This is a genomic window from Agromyces litoreus, from assembly GCF_040496015.1.
GTDB classification, from domain to species: Bacteria; Actinomycetota; Actinomycetes; order Actinomycetales; family Microbacteriaceae; genus Agromyces; species Agromyces litoreus.
Window position 1 is genome coordinate 1 of sequence record NZ_JBEPKA010000014.1, and the last position, 15,182, is coordinate 15,182.

The window sequence follows — 15,182 nt, forward strand, 5'->3', positions numbered from 1 at the left end:
GCGACGCAGGCCGCCGTGGCATCCGCCCCGCCGATCCTGGCCGCGAGCCAACCCGCCGCGAACGCGTCGCCCGCACCGGTGAGGTCGCGGACCCCCGCGACCGGCGGAACCGGGACCCGGGCGGCGAGCTCGCCGGTCTCGTATACCTCCGTCGGGTCCGGTCCGTGCTTGATCACCACGGTTCCCGCGAGCGGGACGGCCGCGTCGCCGCCGCCGGCGATGCCGAGCAGCGCCGCCTCGCTCCCGTTCGCGAAGAGCACGTCCGGCGCGAGGTCGGCGATCCAGCCCCGGACCCGCTCGACGCCGAGGCCCTCGATCAGCCCGGTCGAGGAGGCGTCGACCGAGCTGCGCGCGCCGCGGCGCCCGGCGAGCGCCGCGAGCCGGTGCAGCTCGCTCCGCATGGGCTCGTGCTCGAGGCCGTAGCAGGGCAGGTGCAGCCAGGCGATCCCGTCGAGCCAGCCGGGCTCGACCTCGGCGAGGTCGGCCGCCGACGCGCGGTCGGGGAACATGGTGCGCTCGCCGTCGGGCGCGACGACGACCACGACCGCGCCCGTGCGCCCGGCGCGCTGGACGCGCACGTCGACGCCGGCCGCGGCCAGCGCCGTCACGAGCGCGACGCCCGCGGCATCGTCGCCGACGCGCCCGATGAACCGCGTCGGCGTGCGCGACGCGGCATGGGCGGCGACGTTCGCGGCGCTGCCCCCTCGGGAACGGAACACCTGCGCCGCGGAGTCCGTGGCCGCGCGGATGGGCTCGGTCGCCCAGACGACGATGTCCTCGAGGAGGTCGCCGACGACGACGAGCGCGCCCGACTCAGCCGGCGAGTGCACGCGCGATCTCCGCACCGAGCCGGGCGTTCCCGCGGTAGACGGCGAGGTTCGCCTCGAGGCTGCGCCCGCCGGTCGCCCGCTGCACGAAGTCGAGCAGGAACGGGGTCGTGTCATGGCCGGTGACGCCGCCGGCCTCCGCCGCGGCCAGCGCCTCGGCGAGCACCCGGTCGTGCAGTTCCGGGTCGAGCTGCTCGGACTCGGGCACCGGGTTGGCGACGAGGACGGCGGCGTCGAGCCCGAGTTCGTCGCGGGCGAGCGCCACCGCGGCGGCCTCCGCCGCCGAGTCGACACGCGACGGCACCGGGAAGCCCGAGTCGGCGAGCGTGAATCCCGGGAAGCGGTCGGTCCGGTAGCCGACGACGGTGATGCCGAGCGTCTCGAGGCGTTCGAGGGTCGCGCCGACGTCGAGGATCGACTTCACCCCGGCGCTGACGACCACGATCGGCGTCGCGGCGAGTGCGGGGAGATCGGCCGACTCGTCGAACGTCGCGCCCGCGCCGCGGTGCACGCCGCCGAGCCCGCCCGTCGAGAAGACGCGGATGCCGGCGCGGTGCGCGAGCCACGCGGTCGCGGCGACGGTCGTGCCCGCGTCGAGCCCGGCCGCGCGCGCCACGGGCAGGTCGCGCGTGCTCGCCTTCGCCACGCCCCGGGCGGTGCACAGCCGCTCGATCTCGTGCTCGTCCAGGCCCACCGTCGCGACGCCGCCGACGACGCCGATCGTCGCCGGCTCCACCCCGGTACGCCGCACGGCGGCCTCGGTCGCCAGCCCGACCTCGAGGTTGCGCGGGCTCGGCAGTCCGTGCGTCAGGATGGTCGACTCGAGGGCGAGCACGGGTCGCCCTGCCTCGACCGCTGCGCGCACGCGGTCCGCCACCCTGAGGGCGGGGACGGCGGCGGCTGGCATGGGCCTCATGCTATGCCGGTCTGCACGCTCGTGGGACCGGGCACGGGTGCGCGCCGGAGCCGCCGCGCGCCCGAGGGGAGCCGATCGTCCGATTTCGACGCCGCCGGTCCCTTCGCGTAAGGTAAGCCTTACCTTCCCGTCGATCGCGACGGGCACCGATCCACCCGCGACCTCCCGGATCCCGCCATGCCGATGCTCCTGACCAGGACCGAGCCCGCGCTCGACCTGCTCGGCGGCGACCCCGGTGCACCCGCGCTGGTCACGCCGGAGGCGCAGGTCGACTACGCCGAGCTGCGGGCCCGGGTCGACGAGCGGCGCATCGCCCTCGGCGGCGGGCGGCGCCTGGTGTTCCTCTCCGGATCGAACACGGTCGAGAGCGTGGTCACGTACCTCGCCGCGCTCGCCGCGGGTCACCCGGTGCTCGTGCTTCCGCCGGGGCTCGACTCGGCGGCGCGCGACGCACTCGTCGCCGGCTACCTGCCCGACGTCGTCGCGCACGCGGACGAGTCGGGCGTCGAGATCGCGGACGCCGGACCCGGCAGCGCGCACGAGTTCCATCCGGAGCTCGCACTGCTCGCCAGCACGTCCGGGTCCACCGGGTCGCCCAAGCTCGTTCGGCTGTCCCGTGCCAACGTGCTCGCGAACGCGCGCAGCATCGCGCAGTACCTCGCCCTCACTCCCGCCGATCGGGCCGCCACGACGCTCCCGCCGGCGTACTGCTACGGATTGTCCGTCGTGAACAGCCACCTCGTCGCGGGCGGGAGCCTGCTGCTCACCGACCGCTCGGTCGTCGAGCCCGAGTTCTGGGACGAGTTCGCCGAGCTCGGGGCCACGTCGTTCGCCGGCGTGCCCTACACCTACGAGCTGCTCGAGGCGACCGACTTCGCGAGCCGCGAGCTGCCCGACCTCCGCTACGTCACCCAGGCCGGTGGACGCCTCGCGCCCGAGCGCGTGCGCGCCCTCGCCGGCCTGGGGCGCGAACGCGGGTTCGAGCTGTTCGTCATGTACGGCCAGACCGAGGCGACGGCGCGGATGGCGTACCTGCCGCCCGCGCTCGCCGAGTCCGCGGCCGGCGCGATCGGCGTGCCCGTCCCGGGAGGGTCGTTCCGCATCGACGAGTCCGTCGGCGAAGGCGGGGGCGAGGGCGAGCTCGTCTACGCCGGCCCGAACGTCATGATGGGCTACGCCGAGACGCCGGCGGACCTCGCGCGCGGGGCGGAGCTGGACGAGTTGCGCACCGGCGACCTCGCCCGGCGGCGGCCCGACGGCCTGCTGGAGCTCACGGGACGCCTCAGCCGCTTCGTCAAGAGCTACGGCCTGCGGCTCGACCTCGACCGGATCGAGCGTCGCCTCGCCGAGGACGGCATCGAGGCCCGCACCGTGGCGCTCGACGAGCGGCTCGTCGCCTTCGTCGCCCACGACCGCCTCGTCGCGGCGGCCCGGGGCACGATCGCCGCGCACACGGGCCTGCCCGGCCGCGCGTTCGACGTCCGCGTCATCGCCGAGTTCCCACGTACCTCCAACGGCAAGCCCGACCACGCCGCGCTGCGGGCGCACGCCGCACTCCTGGCCGGCGCCGCGTCCCCGGCCGCGCCGGACGCCGCGCGGCCCGCGTCCGCGACGTCCGCGGGCGAGGCGACGGCCGACCTGCGCGACCTCTTCGCCGAGCTGCTCGGCCGGCCGGACGCCACGGCGGATGACACCTTCGGCTCCCTCGACGGCGACTCGCTGAACTACGTCGAGCTCGCCATCCGGCTCGAGGAGCGCATCGGCGAGCTGCCGACGGACTGGCCCGGTCGCACCATCCGCGACCTGGCGGCCCTCGGCAGCGAGCGCGCGGGCGGCACCCTCCGCGCGGCGCCGGAGCCCGCGTCCGCGGAAGCGCCCGTCCATGCCGGCCGGGGCCCGCGGGTCGAGGGCGATGCGCCGCCCGCCGTGCCGGCGGGTCGGGCGCGCCGGCGCTGGGCACGCCTCGAGACCTCCGTCGTGCTGCGCGCCGTCGCGATCGTGCTCGTCGTCGCGACGCACGCCGACGTCGTCCAGCTCAAGGGCGGGGCGCACCTGCTGCTCGCGGTCGCCGGCTTCAACCTCGCGCGGTTCCGCCTGTCGGGCGGCGTGCCCCGGGCGGGCGACGCCGGGAGCGCTCGTCGTGCGCGCGTGCGCGGCCTGCTCCGGAGCGTGGGCGCGATCGCCGTGCCGGCGGTCCTCTGGATCGGCGGGGTCGCGCTCATCGCCCGCAGCTACGACCCGACCACGGTGCTGCTGTCGAACTGGCTGGTGCCGGGCGCCGAGGCGTGGAGCGACCAGTGGCGCTTCTGGTTCCTCGAGGCGCTCGTCTGGTCGATCGCCGTGCTCGCCGCCGTGTTCGCGATCCCCCGGGCCGACGCCCTCGAGCGGCGCCACCCGTACGCGTTCGCCGCGGTCGCGCTCGGCGCCGCGCTCGTGCTGCGCTACGTCGTGTCGGGCGGGATCACGCCCTTGTCGCCGATGCGCTACGCGCTCCCGGCCATCGCGTGGCTCATCGCGCTCGGCTGGCTGGTCGCGCGGTCCGACACGACCCGGCGTCGCGTGGTCGCGACGCTCGTCGCCGTCGCGACCATCCCCGGCTTCTTCGGCGAACCGGTGCGGGAGGGCATCGTGCTCGGCGGCATCCTGCTGCTGGTCTGGGCCCGCAGCATCCCGGTTCCCGCGGCGATCGCCGGTGCCCTCGGCACCGTGGCGTCGGCGTCGATGTTCGTCTACCTCACGCACTGGCAGGTGTACCCGCAGGTCGAGGAGGTGTCGCCGCCGCTGGCGATCGTCGCCTCCTTCGCCCTCGGCCTCGCCGTGTGGTGGGCGTGGGGCCGCGCGACCGGATGGCTCCGCTCTCGACGACGGCGACTCAGCCGCGCAGGCGCGCCAGCAGCCGCGCGGTGACGATCGCGGCCTCGCTGGCCTCCCGCCCCTTGTCCTCCTTCGATCCCGGCAGTCCCGCCCGGTCGAGGCCCTGCTGCTCGTCGTCGAGCGTGAGCACGCCGAAGCCCACCGGCTTGCCGGTGTCCAGCGCGACGCGCGTGAGGCCGTCGGTCGCGGCCGACGAGACGTACTCGAAGTGCGGCGTGCCGCCGCGGATGATCACGCCGAGCGCCACGACGGCGTCGGCTCCGGCGTCGAGGGCCGCCTTCGCGGCGACCGGCAGCTCGAAGCTGCCGGGCACGCGCACGAGGTCGTAGTCGGCGCCGGCCGCCTCGAGCGTGCGCGTGGCGCCCGCGATCAGGCCGTTGGTGATCTCGTCGTGCCAGCTTCCGGCGACGACGACGACGCGCAGGCCGCGGCCGTCGACCTCGAGTTCAGGGGATCCGGCTCCGCTCATGATGCATGTCCTCTCAGGAGTTCGTCCGCAGCCGCATCGGTCAGCTGCGCGTCGTCGATGGCGTGGCCCATGCGGGTCCGCTTGGTCTCGAGGTACTCGTGGTTCACCGCGCCGACGCCCACGACGAGCGGGATCCGGTCGGCGACCCGGATGCCGTGCGCCTCGAGCTGGCGCACCTTCTCCGGGTTGTTCGTCAGCAGCCGCACCCGATCGACGCCCAGGTCGTCGAGGATGGCGCTCGCCGCAGTGTAGTCGCGCGCGTCGATCGGCAGGCCGAGCGCCAGGTTCGCGTCGAGCGTGTCGAGTCCGCCCTCCTGCAGGCGGTACGCACGCAGCTTGTTGATCAGCCCGATGCCGCGGCCCTCGTGGCCGCGGAGGTAGACCACGACCCCGCCGCGCTCGGCGATCGTCGCGAGGGCCGTGTCGAGCTGCGGTCCGCACTCGCACTTGAGCGAGCCGATCGCCTCGCCCGTGAGGCACTCGGAGTGCACCCGCGCGATCGCGCCCGCCGGGTCGGAGGCCGGGTCGCCGGCGATGATCGCCAGGTGGTCGGCACCCGTGTTGTTGTCGCGGTAGGCGCGGACGCGGAACGTGCCGTGCACGGTCGGCAGGTTCGTCTCGACCTCGAAGCGCACGCGCGGGGACTCGTCGATCGGCGTCGGGGACTCGCCCTGCGCCAGGTCGTGGCCGTCGTGGTGCTCGCGCAGCCAGTCGACGAGCGCCGCCACGGTCGTGACCGGCAGGCCCTCGCGCTCGCCGAGCTCGATGAGGCCGGGCAGCCGCATCATCTCGCCGTCGTCGGCGACGAGTTCGCCGATCACGCCGACGGGGGAGAGCCCCGCGAGTCGCATGAGGTCGACGGCGGCCTCGGTGTGCCCGCCGCGTTCGCGCACGCCGCCGTCGACGGCGCGCAGCGGAAGGATGTGGCCGGGCCGGATGAGTCGGTCGGGCGTGGAGCCCGGGTCCGCGAGCACCCGGAGCGTGTGGGCCCGGTCGGATGCGGAGATCCCGGTCGACGTGCGGTCCGCCGCGTCGACGGACACGGTGTAGGCGGTCCCTCGCGCGTCTTCGTTGCGCTCGACCATGAGGGGAAGGCCGAGGCGGTCCGCCACGGTGTTGGGCATCGGCGCGCAGAGGTAGCCGCTCGTGTTGCGGACCATCCACGCGATCCACTCGCGCGTGGCGAACTCGGCCGCCATGATGGCGTCGCCCTCGTTCTCGCGCGCCTCGTCGTCTGCCACGATCACGGGCGTGCCCGCGCGGAGCGCCGCCAGGACCTCTGGGATCGTCGCCAGGCTCATCGGTCTCCTCCGAATCCGATCGACGCCGGGTCGCCGGCGCCCACCTCCCACTCCGGACCGCCCGGCTCGGCGAGCGACGAGGGCAGTGCGCGGTGCGCGTCCAGGCGCAGCATCCGCTGCACGTGGCGTGCGAGCACGTCGGTCTCGAGGTTGACGCGATCGCCCGGTCCGAGCGAGCCGAGCGTCGTCGCCGCGAGCGTCTCGGGGATGAGCGAGACCTCGAACCACGATCCGTCCGGGTCGTCGCCGAGCGCGCTCACGGTGAGTGAGACGCCGTCGACCGCGATCGAGCCCTTGTCGACGACGAGGGCCGCGAGCGGTGCCGGGAGTGAGAACCGGACGACGCTCCACGCCTCACCGGGCGTGACCTGCAACACCTCGGCGGTCCCGTCGACGTGTCCCTGCACGATGTGACCGCCCAGGCGGTCGCCGACGAGCGCCGCGCGCTCGAGGTTGACGCGCCGGCCCTCGGCCACCGCGTCGAGCGTCGACATCGCGAGCGTCTGCGCCATGACGTCGGCGCTGAACGACTCGGCGTCGGCGTCGACCACGGTCAGGCACACGCCGGAGACCGCGATCGAGTCGCCGTGGTGCACGCCCTCGACGACCTTCGGCCCGCGCACGGTGACGCGCACGACGTCCGCGCGCGGTTCGACGCGCGTGACCTCGCCGAGTTCCTCGATGATTCCGGTGAACATGTGTCAGGCCCTCTCTCGGGTGTCGGTCTCGGGGTGCACGGGCCGGGCGACGACGAGCAGGTCGTCGCCGAGCCGCACCACGTCGGTGAGGTGCAGTCGCAGCGCGTCGGAGATCGTGGCGACCCCGAGGTCGCCGATCGCCGTGCGCGGCCCGCCGATGAGGGCGGGGGCGAGGTACACGAGCAGGTCGTCGGCGAACCCGGCCGCGAGGAACGCGCTCGCGAGCGTCGGGCCGCCCTCGACGAACAACGACCGGATGCCGCGCCGCTGCAGCTGCTCGAGGTCGTCGGCGAGGTCGGCGCCCGCGAGCACCACCGGCTCGTGCGGATGGCGCAGGAGCGCGGCGCCGACCGGGATGGGCCGTCGCCCGAAGACGACCGGGATCGGCTGGTGTCCGAGGAGCGCGCCGTCGTCGTCCCGCGCCGTGAGCGCGGGGTCGTCGGCGAGGACGGTGCCGGTGCCGACGGCGATCGCGTCCGCCGCCGCGCGGCGGCGGTGCACGTCGGCGCGCGCGTGGGGGCCGGTGATCCACCGGCTCGTGCCGTCGGCTGCGGCGGCGCGTCCGTCGAGGCTCGACGCCCACTTGACGGTGATGCGCGGCCGCCGCTCGCGCGCCGCGAACAGCCAGTCCTCGAGGAACGCCTCGACCTCGTCCGCGAGCACGCCCGAGGTCACCTCCACGCCCGCATCGCGGAGCGTGCGCGCCCCGCCGGCCGAGTGCCGACCCGGATCGTCGACCGCGTACACCACGCGGGCGATCCCCGCGTCGATCAGCGCCGCCGAGCACGGGCCGGTCCTCCCGGTGTGGTTGCACGGCTCGAGGGTCACCACCGCCGTCGCACCGCGCGCCCCGTCGTCTCCGACCTTCGCGAGCGCGTCGACCTCGGCGTGCGGGGTCCCGGCGCCGCGGTGCCAGCCCTCGGCGAGCACGTCGCCCGCGGGGGAGAGGATGACGCAGCCCACCCGGGGATTCACGCCCCTCGCCGGTCCGCGTTCGGCCAGCCCGAGCGCTCGGCGCATCGCAGCGGCATCGGTCGCCGCTCGCGTGACCGTGGTCATCGCCTGTCGCCTGCCTTCCAGGCTCCGGGGCGTCCCGGCAGCGCCGGATCCGTCGACCGCGCAGGGCGCCGCCGACCCGTGCTGCCTCCCATCCGGACTTTCACCGTCGGTACCGGAGTTCCACCGGTTCAACCGTTCGCGCGCGACCGGACGGTCACGCGCTCGCGGCTCGCGGACTTTCACCGCCGGTTCGGACTTGCACCGACCCCGGAGCACGTTGTGTCTCGATTCTAGGACAACGCGCGAGGGCGTCCGGTATTCCCCGGCCCGACGGGCCTCGGGCGGCCCCGGCGGACCGCCCCGGACGGCAGTCCGTCAGGGCTCAGCGGCAGCCCTCGGCGGCCGCGACCTGCGCGTCGGTCGGCCGGCCGTAGGGCTCGATGCCCGCGCCCGGCAGGTCGTATCCCATCGAGATCGCCCACGCGGTCGCCCACGTCTCGTGGTCGCCCGCGAACTGGTCTCCGGTCAGGATCGCGAGGCACTCCTCGCGTAGCGCCTGCAGGTGGCCGACCTCGTGCACGACGACCGCCTTCGCGTTCTCGTCCCACGACCAGGCGTCCTCGATGCTGAACGTGAGGGACATCAGGCCCCAACTCGCGCCGTCCTGGGGGAACTCGACGGTGCCGGAGTAGTACTCGGCACTGGAGTAGCCGCCGACCTCGTCGGCCCACTCGGTGTCGAACGGCACGTCGAACGAGATGGATCGGGCGAAGTCCTCGATCTCCGCGCGCACGGGATGCTCGGCCAGGCGCGCGAGCTCGGCGTCGTTCGAGGCGCGGACCTCGTCGACCGCGTTCGCCAGCTCCTCGTAGCGGTCTCCGCTGCCCGAGGAGATCGTGGACGAGCGCCGGAGCCCGTCGATGGCCTGCTCGAGCTCGAACCGGGCGCGGTGCGTCGCCGACGGGCTCGCGGCGAGCACGTCGAGCGCACGGGCCTCGGTTCCGGCGACGAGGCGCTCCGAGGCGTCGGCCAGCGCCACCGTGCGTTCGGCGACCCGGTCGCGGGCGTCGTCGATGCGCTCGGCCGCTTCGGCGCGCTCGGGGATGAGCCCGAGCATCCGCCAGGCGTCCGAGTACCGCTCCCAGGCGGGTGCGAACCGGTCGGGCGATCCGAGCGCGGCGATCCCCGGGCCGGCGGGGCGGTCCTCGATCACCGACTGCGCGAGCGCCAGTTCGGCTTCGAGCGCCTCGACGTCGGCGGGGTCGACGAGGTCCCCTGCCGCGATGCCGAGCAGCGCGTCGCCGCGCCGGATCGCGCTCAGGCCGCGCTCCGCCGTCGAGCGGTAGTCCGTGACCGACTTCACGTAGCGACCGTCGCTCTCGACCCAGGCGGGCCAGAGCTCCGCGTGCGCGGCGGCGGCGAGAGCCTGGTGTCCGACCGCCCACGCGGCGATCACCGCCGTGATCGCGAGGCCGGCCGCCACCGCGCGTCCACGTCCGCGCCTCGAGGCGGCGCGTGCCTCGGCCGCGGGGGTCTCTGCGCCGTCGCGCCGCTCGTCGTCGGTGGTGAAGTCGTGCACGGGTGTTCCTTTCGGCGGGCGGCTCGAGCGAGCGCCCGGGTCAGGCTACCCCGGCGCGCCGGCCGGACGGGATCACGAACCGGTCGCGATCGATCACGCGGCCGGAGCGTCCTCCACGAGCCGGCGCGCGGTGCCCTCGTCGACGATGAGGTCGGTGATCAGGCCGGCCGCGAGGGCGCCCTCGAGTCCGGGCAACTTCGCCCTGCCGCTCACGACGCAGATCCGGCGCGGGGCGTGCCGGAGCGTCGTGAAGTCGGGACCGGTGGCGCGCTCGTTCAGGGCGATGCCGTCGGTGGAGCCGTCCTGCCGGTAGAACACGGTGGCGACGTCCCCGACGACGCCGTCCCGGCTGAGCGCCTCGTAGTCCGCGCGCTCCAGGTACCCGCCCTGGTACACGTGGCTCGGCACCTCGGCGAACGGCGAGCCGATGCCGAAGATCGCGACGTCCAGGGACGCCTGCAGGTCGAGCAGGCGCCGGGTGCTGCGTTCGCGCCAGAACGCCTGCTTGGTCGCGGGGTCGTCGAAGAACGCCGGCACGGGGAACTGCTGCACCCGTGCCCCGAACGCGTCGCCGAAGCGACGCAGCAGCTCGGACGCGTACAGGATCCCGGTGGTGCGCAGGTTGCCGGCGCCGTTCAGCTGCACGATCTCGGAGTTGTGCGTGGCCTTCGGGGTGAGGTGCCGGCTCATGGCGCTCATCGTCGACCCCCAGGCGACGCCGATGGCCTGGTTGGAGTCGATGAACCGAGTGAGAATCCGTGCAGCCGAGAGGGCGACGCGCTCGAGCCGGTCGACGTCGCTGGCGTGATCGGGCACGGGCACGACGTGCGCGGCGACCTCGTGGCGCTCGAGGATCTCCTGCTCGAGCCGGCTCGGCAGGTCGAGGGGCGAGTGGATGGAGATCTCGACCAGTCCCGTCGCCCGGGCATGACTGAGCAGGCGGGAGACCGACGACCTGGAGGTGTGCAGCTCCCGGGCGATGGCCTCCATCGTGAGGTCCTGCAGGTAGTACAGGTGGGCTGCGCGCAGGGCGTCGCGGGTCTTGCCCGTGGGCATCTCGTCGGGGCCCGCTGCCCCCGCGGCATCCGTCACGACCATGGGGGACTCCGTCCTGCACGTATGTGCATATGACTTGCAAGGATGTGCATCACTGCCACGATGTATTCATCCACACGCGGGGGGCGCACCGCAACCCGCCGGGACCAGCTCGAAAGGACAGCGATGTCGCCCACCACCTCGCCGACGAACCCCGCCACTCCCGCCGACGGCACCCGCCCCGAGATCGCCGCGCTCCGAGCGCGCCCGACGGCCGAGGTCGTGATCATCGGCGGCGGCATCAACGGCCTCGCGACCTTCCGCGACCTCGCCCTCCAGGGCGTCGACGTCGTGCTCGTCGAGCGCGACGACTTCGTGGCCGGGGCGTCGGCCGCGTCCAGCCACATGATCCACGGCGGCATCCGCTACCTCGAGAACGGCGAGTTCCGCCTCGTGAGGGAATCGGTGCAGGAGCGCAACGGGCTCCTCAGGATCGCGCCGCACTACGTCCGGCCGCTGCAGACGACCGTGCCGATCTTCTCGACCTTCTCGGGCATCCTCTCGGCGCCGCTGCGCTTCCTCACCCATCGGCAGGGCAAGCCCTCCGAGCGCGGCGCCGCGCTCATCAAGGCCGGCCTGACGATCTACGACGCCTTCTCGCGCGACGGCGGGGCGGTGCCGCGCCATCGCTTCCTCGGTCGCACGCGCTCGCTGCAGGAACTGCCCGCACTGAACGCCGACGTGAGGTTCACCGCGACCTACTACGACGCGAGCATGCACGACCCCGAGCGCCTCGCCCTCGACGTGCTGTTCGACGGGCTCGCCGCGGGGCCGAACGCCCGGGCCGCGAACCGGCTCGAGGCCATCGGGCTCGGCGCCCGCGGGGTGCGCGTGCGCGACGCCGTCACGGGCGGCGAGTTCGACCTGGCCGCCGAGGCCGTCGTCAACACGTCGGGCCCGTGGACCGACCTCACGAACGCGCAGCTCGGTCGCCCGACCCGGTACATGGGCGGGACCAAGGGCTCGCACATCGTGCTCGACAACGACGAGCTGCTCGAGGCGACCGGCGGTCGCGAGATCTTCTTCGAGCACTCGGACGGTCGCATCGTGCTCATCTACCCGCTCAAGGGGCGCGTCATGGTCGGCACGACCGACCTCGAGCACGACATGCGCGAGCCCGCCGTGTGCACCGAGGAGGAGGTCGACTACTTCCTCGACCTCATCGCGCACGTGTTCCCCGACGTCCGCGTGGAGCGGTCGCAGATCGTCTTCCGCTTCTCGGGCGTGCGGCCGCTGCCGCGCCACGACGACACGCAGCCGGGGTTCGTGAGCCGCGATTACCGGATCGAGCGCTCGGAGGTCGCCGAGCGGCCGGGCACCACGCTCCTGAGCCTCGTCGGCGGCAAGTGGACGACGTTCCGTGCGCTCGCCGAGCACCTCTCGGACGAGGTGCTCGGCCTGATCGGCCGGGACCGGATCCGATCCACGAAGGGCCTGCCGATCGGCGGCGGCGCCGGCTACCCGACGACGGATTCCGCGCGGCTCGTCTGGATCGTGGGCCACGGCGACGGCGTCGGTCGTGACCGGGCCGAGGTGCTGCTCGAGCGCTACGGCACGCGCGCCGAGCTGATCATCCGTGCGGTCGAGGAGGCCGCCGAGACGCCGCTCGCGGATGCCCCCGGGTACTCCCGGGAGGAGATCGCCTGGCTCGTCGCCAATGAGCGCGTCGTGCACCTCGTGGACGTCCTGCTGCGTCGCACGAGCCTCGCCTTCACCGGCGCGGTCACCGCGCCGCTCCTCGACGAACTGGCGGAGGTCGTGGGCGACGTCCTCGGCTGGGATGCGGCCACGCGTCGAGAGGAGGTCGGGCTCGCCCGCACCGCGCTCGCCGAGCGCCACGGCGTCGAGGTCGCGGAGATCGCGACGCCCTGAAATCTGCACGGATGTGCATGGGGATCGCCGCGTGATCGGCCGATTCCGCCGGTACGTTTCTTCCGGGCCGGCTGAACCCGGCCCGGAAGCGGCGGTCCGGCCAGGGCCGCCCGTAACCCGGAAAGGTCAACGTGGACAATCTCGGAGTGCTGTTCCTCTCGGAACTCGTCGGCACCGCCATGCTCGTGCTGCTCGGCTGCGGCGTCGTCGCCAACGTCGCCCTCACGAAGAACAAGGGCTTCAATGGCGGATTCCTGATGGTGAACATCGGCTGGGGCCTCGCGGTCTTCGCCGGCGTCATCGTGGGCTACGCCTCGGGCGCGCACATCAATCCGGCCGTGACCCTCGGACTGGTCGCCAACGGCGCGACCGAGTTCGGCAACGCGGACCTGGGCACGACGGTTGCGGTCAACGTGCTGAGCGTGCTCACCTTCATCGGCGCGCAGTTGATCGGCGCCATCCTCGGCGCGGTGGTCGCGTGGCTCGCGTACAAGCAGCACTTCGACGAGGAGCCCGAGCCGGCGACCAAGCTCGCGGTGTTCTCGACCGGTCCTGCGATCCGCAGCTACGCGTGGAACCTCGTGACCGAGATCATCGGCACGTTCGTGCTGGTGTTCGTCGTCATCGGCTTCGGCCGCAACGGCGACGCCTCGGGCCTGGCCGCGCTCGGCGCGCTGCCCGTGGCGCTGCTGGTCATCGGCATCGGCGCCTCCCTCGGTGGCCCGACCGGCTACGCGATCAACCCGGCCCGCGACCTGGGCCCGCGCATCGCGCACGCGATCCTGCCGATCGCGGGCAAGGGCGGCAGCGACTGGAGCTACTCCTGGGTGCCCGTCGTCGGCCCCATCATCGGCGGGGTCCTCGCCGGATGGGCCGCGCTCGTCGCCCTGCCGGTGCTCGGCTGAGCACGGCATCCGGCCCCGTCACCCAACCTCCATCCATCACTGACAGCAACGGAGTTCTCAGATGGCCGACTACGTCCTCGCGATCGACCAGGGCACGACCTCGTCGCGCGCGATCATCTTCGACCGGCACGGCTCGATCGTCTCGACCGGGCAGCTCGAGCACGAGCAGATCTTCCCCAAGGCGGGCTGGGTCGAACACGACCCCAAGGAGATCTGGGCCAACACCCGTGAGGTGATCGGCCAGGCCCTCGGCAAGGCCGAGCTGACCCGGCACGACATCGCCGCGGTGGGCATCACCAACCAGCGCGAGACCGCGGTCGTGTGGGACCGCACGACGGGCGAGCCCGTGTACAACGCGATCGTCTGGCAGGACACGCGCACCCAGCCGATCGTCGACCGCCTCGCGGCCGACGGCGGGGTCGAGCGCTTCAAGGCCACGGTCGGCCTGCCGCTCGCGACCTACTTCTCGGGCACCAAGATCGTGTGGATCCTCGAGAACGTCGACGGCGCGCGCGAGAAGGCGGAGGCCGGCGACCTGATCTTCGGCACGACCGACACGTGGGTGCTCTGGAACCTCACCGGCGGCGTCGACGGCGGCGTGCACGCGACGGATGTCACCAACGCGAGCCGCACGATGTTCATGGACCTCGAGACCCTGCAGTGGGACGACGAGATCCTCGGCATCTTCGGGGTGCCGCGCTCGATGATGCCGGAGATCAAGTCCTCCTCGGAGGTCTACGGCACCGTCAGGTCCTCCAGCCTGCTCCGCGAGACGCCCATCGCGGGCATCCTCGGCGACCAGCAGGCCGCGACCTTCGGCCAGGCGGCCTTCGACGCCGGCGAGGCGAAGAACACGTACGGCACGGGCAACTTCCTGATCTTCAACACGGGCGAGGAGATCGTCCACTCGAAGAACGGGCTGCTCACGACCGTCGGGTACAAGCTCGGCGACCAGCCGGTGCACTACGCCCTCGAGGGCTCGATCGCGGTGACGGGGTCGCTCGTGCAGTGGCTGCGCGACAACCTCGGCATCATCTCGAGCGCACCGGAGGTCGAGGAGCTGGCGAAGTCCGTCGAGGACAACGGCGGCGCGTACTTCGTGCCCGCCTTCTCGGGGCTCTTCGCCCCGTACTGGCGTCCGGATGCGCGCGGCGCGCTCGTGGGCCTGACCCGCTACGTGAACAAGGGGCACATCGCGCGGGCGGCACTCGAGGCGATCGCGTTCCAGACGCGCGACGTGGTGGAGGCCGTGAACGCCGATGCGGGGATCGACCTCACGGAACTCCGCGTCGACGGCGGTGCGACGGCCAACGACACGCTGCTGCAGTTCCAGGCCGACGTCCTCGGCGTGCCCGTGGTGCGCCCGGTCGTCGCCGAGACGACCGCGCTCGGCGCCGCGTACGCGGCCGGCCTCGCCGTCGGATTCTGGACCGACCTCGACGACCTCGCCAAGAACTGGCAGGAGGACCGTCGCTGGGAACCGTCGATGGACGAGGCCGAGCAGGGGCGCCTCGTGCGCAACTGGAAGAAGGCCGTCACGAAGACCCTCGACTGGGTCGACGACGACGTCCGCTGACGCGGTCGGAAGGCCGGCTCACTCGCACGGGTGAGTGGACGGTGCGGGCCGGGGTGCACGGGAAGGCACCC

Annotated in this window: 12 protein-coding genes and 1 riboswitch; of the genes, 4 read left to right on the forward strand and 8 right to left on the reverse strand. The window is 73.5% G+C overall.

Features of this window, described 5'->3' with window-relative positions; translation table 11 throughout:
• Positions 1-830, reverse strand: an 830-nt coding sequence (locus ABME01_RS11415) for a carbohydrate kinase family protein (RefSeq protein WP_353828536.1), incomplete at its 3' end; no start/stop codon positions are given.
• Positions 814-1,734: a pseudouridine-5'-phosphate glycosidase gene (locus tag ABME01_RS11420; RefSeq protein ID WP_353828537.1), complete on the reverse strand. Its 921-nt coding sequence runs from the start codon at positions 1,732-1,734 to the stop codon at positions 814-816. The genes ABME01_RS11415 and ABME01_RS11420, both read right to left, overlap by 17 nt.
• A gap of 186 nt (positions 1,735-1,920) precedes the next feature.
• On the opposite strand from ABME01_RS11420, the gene ABME01_RS11425 reads away from it, so the two are divergent.
• Positions 1,921-4,650, forward strand: coding sequence for an AMP-binding protein (locus ABME01_RS11425; RefSeq protein WP_353828538.1), 2,730 nt, complete (start codon positions 1,921-1,923; stop codon positions 4,648-4,650).
• On the opposite strand, the gene ribH is transcribed toward ABME01_RS11425, so the two are convergent.
• From ribH to ABME01_RS11455, 6 genes are all read right to left on the reverse strand, one after another.
• Entirely contained in the window at positions 4,616-5,086 is a 471-nt protein-coding gene (gene ribH / locus ABME01_RS11430; protein ID WP_353828539.1) for a 6,7-dimethyl-8-ribityllumazine synthase, read from the reverse strand. The genes ABME01_RS11425 and ribH overlap by 35 nt on opposite strands.
• Positions 5,083-6,387: a GTP cyclohydrolase II gene (ribA, locus tag ABME01_RS11435; protein WP_353828540.1), complete on the reverse strand. Its 1,305-nt coding sequence runs from the start codon at positions 6,385-6,387 to the stop codon at positions 5,083-5,085. The genes ribH and ribA overlap by 4 nt, the downstream gene beginning before the upstream one ends.
• The gene (locus tag ABME01_RS11440; protein ID WP_353828541.1) at positions 6,384-7,085 is read right to left on the reverse strand and encodes a riboflavin synthase; all 702 of its coding nucleotides are present in this window, start codon (positions 7,083-7,085) and stop codon (positions 6,384-6,386) included. The genes ribA and ABME01_RS11440 overlap by 4 nt, the downstream gene beginning before the upstream one ends.
• Before the next feature lie 3 nt (positions 7,086-7,088).
• Positions 7,089-8,144 carry a bifunctional diaminohydroxyphosphoribosylaminopyrimidine deaminase/5-amino-6-(5-phosphoribosylamino)uracil reductase RibD gene (ribD, locus tag ABME01_RS11445; protein ID WP_353828542.1) on the reverse strand — a complete coding sequence of 352 codons (1,056 nt, stop codon included), beginning with the start codon at positions 8,142-8,144 and terminating at the stop codon, positions 7,089-7,091.
• Positions 8,145-8,219: 75 nt separating this feature from the next.
• A riboswitch (FMN riboswitch) is annotated at positions 8,220-8,363 on the reverse strand.
• A 103-nt stretch (positions 8,364-8,466) separates the two neighbouring features.
• Positions 8,467-9,663 (reverse strand): hypothetical protein, encoded by a 1,197-nt coding sequence (locus ABME01_RS11450; protein ID WP_353828543.1) that lies wholly within the window; start codon positions 9,661-9,663, stop codon positions 8,467-8,469.
• A 93-nt stretch (positions 9,664-9,756) separates the two neighbouring features.
• Entirely contained in the window at positions 9,757-10,761 is a 1,005-nt protein-coding gene (locus tag ABME01_RS11455) for a sugar-binding transcriptional regulator (protein WP_436407430.1), read from the reverse strand.
• 123 nt (positions 10,762-10,884) lie between these two features.
• On the opposite strand from ABME01_RS11455, the gene ABME01_RS11460 reads away from it, so the two are divergent.
• The 3 genes from ABME01_RS11460 to glpK all read left to right on the forward strand — a co-directional run bounded on the left by ABME01_RS11460 (position 10,885) and on the right by glpK (position 15,111).
• Positions 10,885-12,630 (forward strand): glycerol-3-phosphate dehydrogenase/oxidase, encoded by a 1,746-nt coding sequence (locus ABME01_RS11460; protein WP_353828544.1) that lies wholly within the window; start codon positions 10,885-10,887, stop codon positions 12,628-12,630.
• Between the two features lie 131 nt (positions 12,631-12,761).
• Positions 12,762-13,535, forward strand: a complete 774-nt coding sequence (locus ABME01_RS11465) for an MIP/aquaporin family protein (protein WP_353828545.1) — start codon at positions 12,762-12,764, stop codon at positions 13,533-13,535.
• 61 nt (positions 13,536-13,596) lie between these two features.
• Positions 13,597-15,111 (forward strand): glycerol kinase GlpK, encoded by a 1,515-nt coding sequence (glpK, locus tag ABME01_RS11470; protein ID WP_353828546.1) that lies wholly within the window; start codon positions 13,597-13,599, stop codon positions 15,109-15,111.
• Positions 15,112-15,182 lie beyond the last annotated feature (71 nt).

Bases quoted from the DNA above. Each gene is read 5' to 3' on its own strand.
- glpK (WP_353828546.1), top strand. From the start codon at position 13,597: ATGGCCGACTACGTCCTCGCGATCGACCAGGGCACGACCTCGTCGCGC.
- ABME01_RS11455 (WP_436407430.1), bottom strand. From the start codon at position 10,761: ATGGTCGTGACGGATGCCGCGGGGGCAGCGGGCCCCGACGAGATGCCC.
- ABME01_RS11420 (WP_353828537.1), bottom strand. From the start codon at position 1,734: ATGCCAGCCGCCGCCGTCCCCGCCCTCAGGGTGGCGGACCGCGTGCGC.
- ribH (WP_353828539.1), bottom strand. From the start codon at position 5,086: ATGAGCGGAGCCGGATCCCCTGAACTCGAGGTCGACGGCCGCGGCCTG.
- ribD (WP_353828542.1), bottom strand. From the start codon at position 8,144: ATGACCACGGTCACGCGAGCGGCGACCGATGCCGCTGCGATGCGCCGA.
- ribA (WP_353828540.1), bottom strand. From the start codon at position 6,387: ATGAGCCTGGCGACGATCCCAGAGGTCCTGGCGGCGCTCCGCGCGGGC.
- ABME01_RS11460 (WP_353828544.1), top strand. From the start codon at position 10,885: ATGTCGCCCACCACCTCGCCGACGAACCCCGCCACTCCCGCCGACGGC.
- ABME01_RS11425 (WP_353828538.1), top strand. From the start codon at position 1,921: ATGCCGATGCTCCTGACCAGGACCGAGCCCGCGCTCGACCTGCTCGGC.
- ABME01_RS11440 (WP_353828541.1), bottom strand. From the start codon at position 7,085: ATGTTCACCGGAATCATCGAGGAACTCGGCGAGGTCACGCGCGTCGAA.